The organism is Microcystis sp. M53602_WE12 (assembly GCF_030065455.1).
GTDB classification, from domain to species: domain Bacteria; phylum Cyanobacteriota; class Cyanobacteriia; order Cyanobacteriales; family Microcystaceae; genus Microcystis; species Microcystis aeruginosa.
This window is the reverse complement of the sequence record NZ_JASJFB010000821.1, coordinates 1-7,563: the sequence shown is the minus strand read 5'-3', so window position 1 is coordinate 7,563 and position 7,563 is coordinate 1. Positions and strand designations below refer to the sequence as shown.

The 7,563-nt window shown below is 39.9% G+C and carries 5 protein-coding genes; 3 read left to right on the top strand and 2 right to left on the bottom strand.

Annotation, left to right across the window (positions count from 1 at the left end):
- The first annotated feature begins 323 nt into the window (after positions 1-323).
- Positions 324-3,443, top strand: a complete 3,120-nt coding sequence (locus tag PX482_RS25285; RefSeq protein ID WP_002762284.1) for a TIGR03032 family protein — start codon at positions 324-326, stop codon at positions 3,441-3,443.
- Positions 3,444-3,591: 148 nt separating this feature from the next.
- Here the strand turns inward: PX482_RS25285 and PX482_RS25280 are convergent, their stop codons facing one another.
- Entirely contained in the window at positions 3,592-4,473 is an 882-nt protein-coding gene (locus PX482_RS25280) for a glutaminase (RefSeq protein WP_002762285.1), read from the bottom strand.
- 15 nt (positions 4,474-4,488) lie between these two features.
- Here PX482_RS25280 and PX482_RS25275 point away from each other — a divergent pair, with 15 nt between their 5' ends.
- Together PX482_RS25275 and PX482_RS25270 are read left to right on the top strand one after the other, a co-directional pair.
- Positions 4,489-5,715: a molybdopterin molybdotransferase MoeA gene (locus PX482_RS25275; RefSeq protein ID WP_288123185.1), complete on the top strand. Its 1,227-nt coding sequence runs from the start codon at positions 4,489-4,491 to the stop codon at positions 5,713-5,715.
- A gap of 226 nt (positions 5,716-5,941) precedes the next feature.
- The gene (locus PX482_RS25270; protein ID WP_155120452.1) at positions 5,942-6,373 is read left to right on the top strand and encodes a PEP-CTERM sorting domain-containing protein; all 432 of its coding nucleotides are present in this window, start codon (positions 5,942-5,944) and stop codon (positions 6,371-6,373) included.
- Between the two features lie 64 nt (positions 6,374-6,437).
- Here the strand turns inward: PX482_RS25270 and PX482_RS25265 are convergent, their stop codons facing one another.
- Positions 6,438-7,280, bottom strand: a complete 843-nt coding sequence (locus PX482_RS25265) for an Rpn family recombination-promoting nuclease/putative transposase (protein ID WP_288094708.1) — start codon at positions 7,278-7,280, stop codon at positions 6,438-6,440.
- Between the last annotated feature and the right edge of the window lie 283 nt (positions 7,281-7,563).

Below are 7,563 nucleotides of genomic sequence, written 5' to 3'. Positions count from 1 at the left end.
GGCCCGCGTCCTGTAGGGGCGAAGCATTCGGACAATAACCTATCGGTGAAAAGGTAGATTTTCTATCCGAATGCTTCGCCCGTACTTATTCAGCAAACCCAAAATAATGATATTTTGATTATAAACGATCGCGCTCAAACAAAAACATAAATCGTAGTGGACTGACACACCTAATTTAGGTGTAGGGTGCGTATTTGCGGCCATCAATTCGGTCAAAAAACCAAAATTAACAATCCGCCGTAACGCACCACCTCTATCATTAAATTGGTGCGTTATGCTATCGCTAACACACCCTACTGGCTAATCTTTGTGTCTTTGTGGTTATGATGAATCAATCAACTCCCAATACTAATCAATCTATTCCCGTAGAGATAATTGCTTCCCGTAACTTCATCGATTGGTTAGAGTCTCAGCAGATTAGTCTGGCTTTTACTACCTATCAAAGTTCTCGACTGATGTTTTTAGGAGTTAACCCCCACAGGGGGATGTCGGGATTTGAGCGGATATTTGACCGCGCCATGGGTTTATATGCTACCCCAGAAAGGATTTATCTTAGTTCCCGCTATCAAATCTGGCAACTAGATAATGTGCTATTATCCGAACAACTTTATGATGGTTACGATAAACTTTATATCCCCCGCATTAGTTATACTACTGGGGATTTAGATATTCACGATTTGGCAATAGAAAATCTCTCTGAAAGAATTGTATTTATCAGTACGATGTTAAATTGTCTGGCGACAGTCAGCGATCGCCATAGTTGTATTCCCCTATGGAAACCATCGTTTATTTCCGCTTTAGTCAATGAAGATCGTTGTCATCTCAATGGTTTAGCTTTGGTAGATGGGAAGGCGCGTTATGTCACCGCTTGTAGTCAATCAGATGTGGTGGATGGGTGGAGAGACAGAAGACAAACTGGCGGTTGTGTCATTGATATTCAGTCTAATGAAGTGATTGCTACTGGTTTATCTATGCCTCATTCTCCCCGATTTTATCAGGGTAAGTTATGGTTATTAAATGCGGGTACGGGTTACTTTGGTTATATTGATCAAGACAAAGGCATTTTTGAGCCTGTTACTTTTTGTCCTGGTTTTCTGCGCGGTTTAGCATTTGTCGGAAATTATGCCATTGTTGGATTATCTAAAAATCGTGGGGTAGATAAGACTTTTTCGGGGTTAATCTTAGATGATAATTTAATGGCTAAAGAAGCAGACCCTCGCTGTGGTCTGCTAATTATTGATTTGAAAACAGGTGAAGTTGTTCACTGGATACGCTTAGAAGGTGAAGTGACTGAACTTTATGATATACAAGTCTTAGAAGGAGTTAAACGTCCCCAAGCTTTAGGATTCCAAAATGATGACATCAGTAAAATTATTACTCTTGATCCTATTTCTCCTTTAGTTGGAGGAAATCTAGCAAATAATCAGCCTGATACTTCCCCAGCAGATACCCTTTATCAGCAAGCATACACCTTGCAAAAACAGCTTAAGCTTGAAGAAGCGATCGCTCTCTATCAACAATTAATTAATCAACATCCTCAATATGCAGCTGCTTGGCATCAGTTGGGGGTAATCATGGATAGTTTAGGACAAATTGATCAAGCTATTTTGGCTTACAAGCAAGCTTTACTTATTAATCCTAATTATGCAGAAAGCCACAATAATTTAGGAATAATAGCAGTTAGCAAGGGAGATTTAGACGAGGCGATTATTTGCTTTAACCAAGCTATTCGTAGCAATCAAAACTATGCTTTTGCTGAGAATAATTTAGGTTTAGTCTTACAAATGCAGGATAAGTTAGGGGATGCTGTGGTCAATTTTCAAGAAGCAATCAGGAAAAACCCTAATTATCCAGAAGCACACTTTAATTTAGGAAATGTGTTACAACTACAGGGAAAAATTGAAGAAGCGATCGCTTATTTCCAAACAGCAATTAAGCTTAACCCTAAATACATTAAAGCTTACAATAGTTTAGCTTTAGCGTTAGGAAGACAGGACAAAGTAGAAGCAGCTATGAGCGTATTTAAGCAAGCTTTAGCCATTCAACCTAATTCCCCAGAGGCTTTTGCTTGCTTATTTTCTATGAAGGAAATGACTTGTAATTGGGAGACAAGAGAAGCTGATTTAATCCAACTTTGGCAATTAACCGAAAACCAGTTACAAGAGGGAAAATCTACCGCAGTAACTCCCTTTGATAGCTTATATAAACCTTGGTCTGCTAGTCAACAGTTGAAAGTAGCTTGTAACTATGCTCAAGAGATTAAAAGACAATTAGCCTTAGGGACTAAACCCCTCAACTTTAACCATTCCCGCACCCGATCTGGACGATTAAAAATAGGTTATTTATGCCATGATTTTCGTAATCATCCCACCAGTCATTTGATGCAAAGTGTGTTTGGTTTACATGATCGCAATAACTTTGAAATAATTGCCTATTCCTATGGTCCTGATGATGGTAGTGAGTATCGTCGTCGCATTGCTAATGATTGTGATCGCTTTTATGATATTGCTACTTTATCAATTACGGAGTCTGCACAACGGATTTTTGATGATGGGGTGCATATTTTAGTTGATTTGATGGGATATATTGATAAAGCGCGGACACAAATATTGGCTTTAAAACCTGCACCGATTCAAGTTAATTATTTGGTTTATCCGGGGACAATGGGAGCAGATTTTATCGACTATATTATTGGTGATGCCATAGTTACCCCACCGGAATTTCCTGATAATTTTACTGAAAAATTGGTAATTTTACCGGATAGTTATCAGGCTAATGATTATCAACAAATCATATCATCTAAACCTGTTACTCGTTCCCATTATGGTCTTCCTGAATCGGGTTTTGTCTTTTGTTGTTTCAACCATACCTATAAAATTGAGCCGCAAATATTCACTGTATGGATGGAAATTCTGGCAAATGTTCCAGGTAGTGTGTTATGGTTATTTTCGAGAGTAGCTGAAGCTGAAGCAAATCTACGTCGGGAAGCACAAGCGCGAGGAATTGACGGCGATCGCTTAATTTTTGCCCATCTCCAACCTAAGTCGGAACATTTGGCGCGGCATCAACTAGCTGATTTATTTCTTGATACTTTATACTATAATGCTCATACGACTGGAAGTGATGCTTTATGGGCAGGTTTACCGATTATAACTTGTCCAGGTGCAACTTTTCCTTCCCGTGTTGGTGCTAGTTTACTGACAGCTATGGGCCTACCTGAATTAATTACTAAGAATTTAGAGGAGTATAAAAATTTAGCGATTAATTTAGCAAAATCTCCTGATAAATTGCACGAAATTAAACAGAAACTAGCACAAAATCGTCTTACTTATCCGTTATTTGATACGCTTCGTTTTACCCGCAATTTAGAAAAAGCTTATCGGACAATGTGGGATATTTATGCTGCGGGAAAATCACCAGAGATGATCAGGATAGCCAATTGATCACTGGAATTATCAGGGTAAGCGCATCTTAACAATCCTTGACAAAATCAACTTTATCCCTCCCAGTTTTCACGGTACTTGGCCAGAAAAATCAGAAAAAGTATCGGCATTTTTTTGAGGAATTAAAGCTTATTTTCATAGATTAAATTTACTTGACAAAATGACTGATATATGTTAGTAAATTAAGTCCTAAAATTGAATTACCTTGCTCATTTAACAGAGGACTATAACAAGCGATCGCTCCCTGTTGCGGTACAATTGATAATAGGGCCCCACTAACTCCCGATTTAGTGGGAAACCCCACCTCAATAGCAAATTTTTCGGAAGCTTCATAGAGTCCACAATTAGTCATAATTTCTAGAATAATTTCGGCAAAAGAAGAAGCTAAAATTAACTTACCTAAATTAGCAAGATCGGCAATTTTTCCAGATAAACAACAGATTTGATTGTAGGTTTCTAGAGCTAAATAACGATGACTGATATAACCATTTTTTTCTAATTCTAAGCTTAAAGCTTGATTGTGAACATTAGGATAAGAGTGAACAGATTCAAGCACAGATCGATCTAAAAATAATTGACAATTACCCATTTCATTTAACCATAAAAGCAAATTTTCACAGCGAGATTCCGGGGTTTCTCCTGCTAATAAATCCGCCAATGCGATCGCACCACTATTAATCATAGGATTACGGGGAAAACCGCGATCCTCTTGCAGTTGAGTTAAGGAATTAAAAGGATAACTAGAAGCTTGTTTTCCCACGCGACGAAAAACAGCATCTTCCCCTAAATGGGTTAAAAGATATAATAACAAAAAAGGTTTAATCACACTCATCAAAGGAAAAGTTACAGTTTCATCTCCCCAAGACAAAATCTCCCCCTCAAGACAGTGAATCTGGAGAGCGAAAACCTCGGGATGAACTTGGTTCAAAACCGGTATATAATAGGGAGTCTGACCCTTCCTATCCGATAAATGCACTTCCCCGACCCAAGCTTGTATATCTTCCACCCTTAATCTAGCTAATCGGTTCATTTGTTTGTTTAATCCATGTACTCAGTCAAAGAAGCAGAATCTATAATTTTAACTCAAATTCAACCCCGACAAGAAACAGAAAAAGTTTCTCTAGAGGCAGCTTTTGGGCGCATTTTAGCCGAAGATATCAGCAGTGATTTAGACTTTCCCTATTGGGATAATTCTGCTATGGATGGCTATGCTGTCCGCTACGAAGATGTCAAAGACACTAATCCAGAAAATCCCGTTACTTTAAAGATTATCGCCGAAATTCCCGCCGGCAAAGTCCCCGAAAAAATTATTCAACCAGGAGAAACAGCCCGAATATTTACAGGAGCGATGTTACCCGCCGGCAGTGATACGATTATTATGCAGGAAAATACTCAAAAACAAGGGGAGCGAGTGGTGATTCTTATCCCTCCCGAAAAAATAGGTCTTTTCGTGCGTCAACGCGGCACATTCTATCAAGCGGGAAATACTTTATTAAAAGCTGGTCTTGCCATTAATTCCCCAGAAATAGCGGTTTTAGCCACGGCACAAGCTACCGAATTAACAGTTTTTTCCCGTCCCCAAGTGGCAATTTTCTCCACGGGAGATGAATTAATTAATCCCGATGAAACCCTCCAAAAAGGTCAAATTATTGACTCAAATCGCTACGCTTTAACCGCATTTGTCGCCAGTTTAGGGGCAATTCCCAGACCTTTAGGTATAATCAAAGATAATCCCGATCTTCTCAGAGAAACTATCAGAAAAGCCATTAATTCTAGTGCCATCGTCCTTTCCACCGGCGGTGTTTCCGTAGGAGATTACGATTATATCGAGGGAATTTTAGGGGAATTAGGGGGAAAAATTCTGATTGGCAGCGTTGCTATTCAACCGGGTAAACCCCTAACCTTTGCTACTTTTCCTAATGGTTGTGTTTACTTTGGTATCCCCGGAAATCCCGTCTCTGCTTTAGTTTCCTGTTGGCGCTTCGTGCAAATGGCAATTAAAAAATTATCGGGATTGACAGATTATCAGAACAAATTTCTGCGAGTTGTCACCCGCGATACTCTCAAATCTCAGGGACAAAGAGAAGTTTATCTCTGGGGAAAAATAGAAATTATCGAGGGAGTTTATCAATTTCAACTTGCTCCCGGACAACACAATTCGGCTAATTTAATTAATTTAGCGGGTACTAATGCTTTAGCCATAATTCCCCAGGGTAAAACTACTATACAAGCGGGAGAAACAGTAGAAGTTATGACTGGACTTCCCCTTTGAGAGCCAGTTTCAGATGTTGGCAAGGGTTCTTTTTTTGACTTGATCTCCTTCTCGGTAAGAATCAGGTCGAAGGACAGCAGCAGGGGAATTACGGTTAGGAACTTTTTCTATAGACCCTAATTAGGGTTTGCGGCAAAAAGTTTTTCCTGGTGGCAGGGTGTGGGGTGTGGGGTTTTACCCATTTTCAGGTGGTCAATTACCTAATTTTCAGGGAAAAAGTGCCGGAATTTTCCCCCCAAGCACATGGACCGCCAGCAACATTGTGAGTGTCACCTTCAATTTTGGTAATGGGGCCCACGTTACCACCTTTAATCCTAATGGGGGTGATGGGTTGAGTAGTAGTATAGGAAGCTTTGTCACCAATGCCTTAGGACAATTAACCTCTGTTCCTTCTGATTGGATTGATTACTCTAATGTCAATGTCGTCTCAACCAATTCTACACAAACACCTAACGCATGGTTCGTGAATGGAGACAATGGCATTTACTTTACTAATGATTTGAACTACTCTGTCGATTTGACCAATGTATCAGGTAATATAGTTGCTGCTAACTGGACCATTCAAGGCACCCAGACACAGACAACCCCGGAACCAGGTACCCCTTTAGGCTTATTAGCGGTGGGTTCTCTGGGTTTATTGGCTCGCAAACGTCAATAAATGACCAATTCTATGGTAAGGAAGGTTTAAACGCCTTCCTTTTTGGTTAGGGGGCGATATAGTCTTATGTCCCTTTTTGCATAGCTCTAACCTGTTTAACCTCTAACTCTAAGGCGGATGCGACTTGCTCAACGCTTAACCCTAAGGCTAACAAACGAGGGACCGCCTCTAGTGCTTTGTTTAGTCTGCCTTGCTCAATGCCTTGCTCAATGCCTTGCTCAATGCCTTGCTCAATGCCTTCCTGACGCGCTTCCTCGCGCACATCTTGAAAATACTGAGTTTGTTTTAATTCATCTAAACTAAACATAGTTTCTATCTCCCGACGATTGAGAAGCGGTAACTTATAAACGAGAATCGTCTCTATTAATTGTAAGAGTTCTTGGGGTTTTTGGTCGGGGGTTAATTCTTCTCTCACTCTTTGGATTAATTTTCGGGTGCTATCAAGCGCTTTTGCTTTAGATAGGGTGATTAATTGCACTTTGGCTAAACCAATCGAAGTTTGAGGAATGTTTTCTAATTCATTCAGATAAATCCGTCTGACTCGCTCGCAGTTGAGGAGTTCCCGATAGCGTTGAACTTGATTGGTTTCTACTTGAGGGTTAGGATAGACAATCACACCCCGCCAATCATTGGTTAAGTCAGTTTTACTGAGATATAAGAAGATTTCGGTGAAAAAGCGCTGATAAAAAGCCTCATCTTCTTGAAATTGTACCTCACAGAAGTAGATGGGAGTCTGGGGGTTATTATTTTGAGGCAGAAAGACTCCATCGAGACGAAAGGAAAGTTGTTTGACTTCCACTGAGTCAAAGCGGTAGTTATTGGCTTCGCTGATAGGGAGTTGAATTAATTCAAAGAAGATAGAGGGGAATGATTGAAAGAGTTGATAAAAAATCGTGTCAGTTTTCATGCTTTTATTTCTGAACCTCCCCCCTAGGATTATACTAGCTATGGCTAAAAGTCTTACAGAGCCTGAGTTAAAATCTTCATAAGGGTTTTGTTAATTTTTTAGTATTTCTGTATGGAGCAAGTCCAGGAATACTGACTCCTAACCCTCAACCTTTTTCAGCCAGCCCTAATTAAGTAGGTGGGTGGAATTAAATATAAGATGAACGTAGGTTGGGTTGAAGCATGAAACCCAACGCCCGATTATGTTACGCTACCGCTAACCCATCCTACTGGACTGTTTCAGC

Excerpts from the sequence above, each read along its gene's own strand:
- PX482_RS25285 (WP_002762284.1), top strand. The coding sequence starts at position 324 with ATGATGAATCAATCAACTCCCAATACTAATCAATCTATTCCCGTAGAG.
- PX482_RS25280 (WP_002762285.1), bottom strand. The coding sequence starts at position 4,473 with ATGAACCGATTAGCTAGATTAAGGGTGGAAGATATACAAGCTTGGGTC.
- PX482_RS25275 (WP_288123185.1), top strand. The coding sequence starts at position 4,489 with ATGTACTCAGTCAAAGAAGCAGAATCTATAATTTTAACTCAAATTCAA.
- PX482_RS25265 (WP_288094708.1), bottom strand. The coding sequence starts at position 7,280 with ATGAAAACTGACACGATTTTTTATCAACTCTTTCAATCATTCCCCTCT.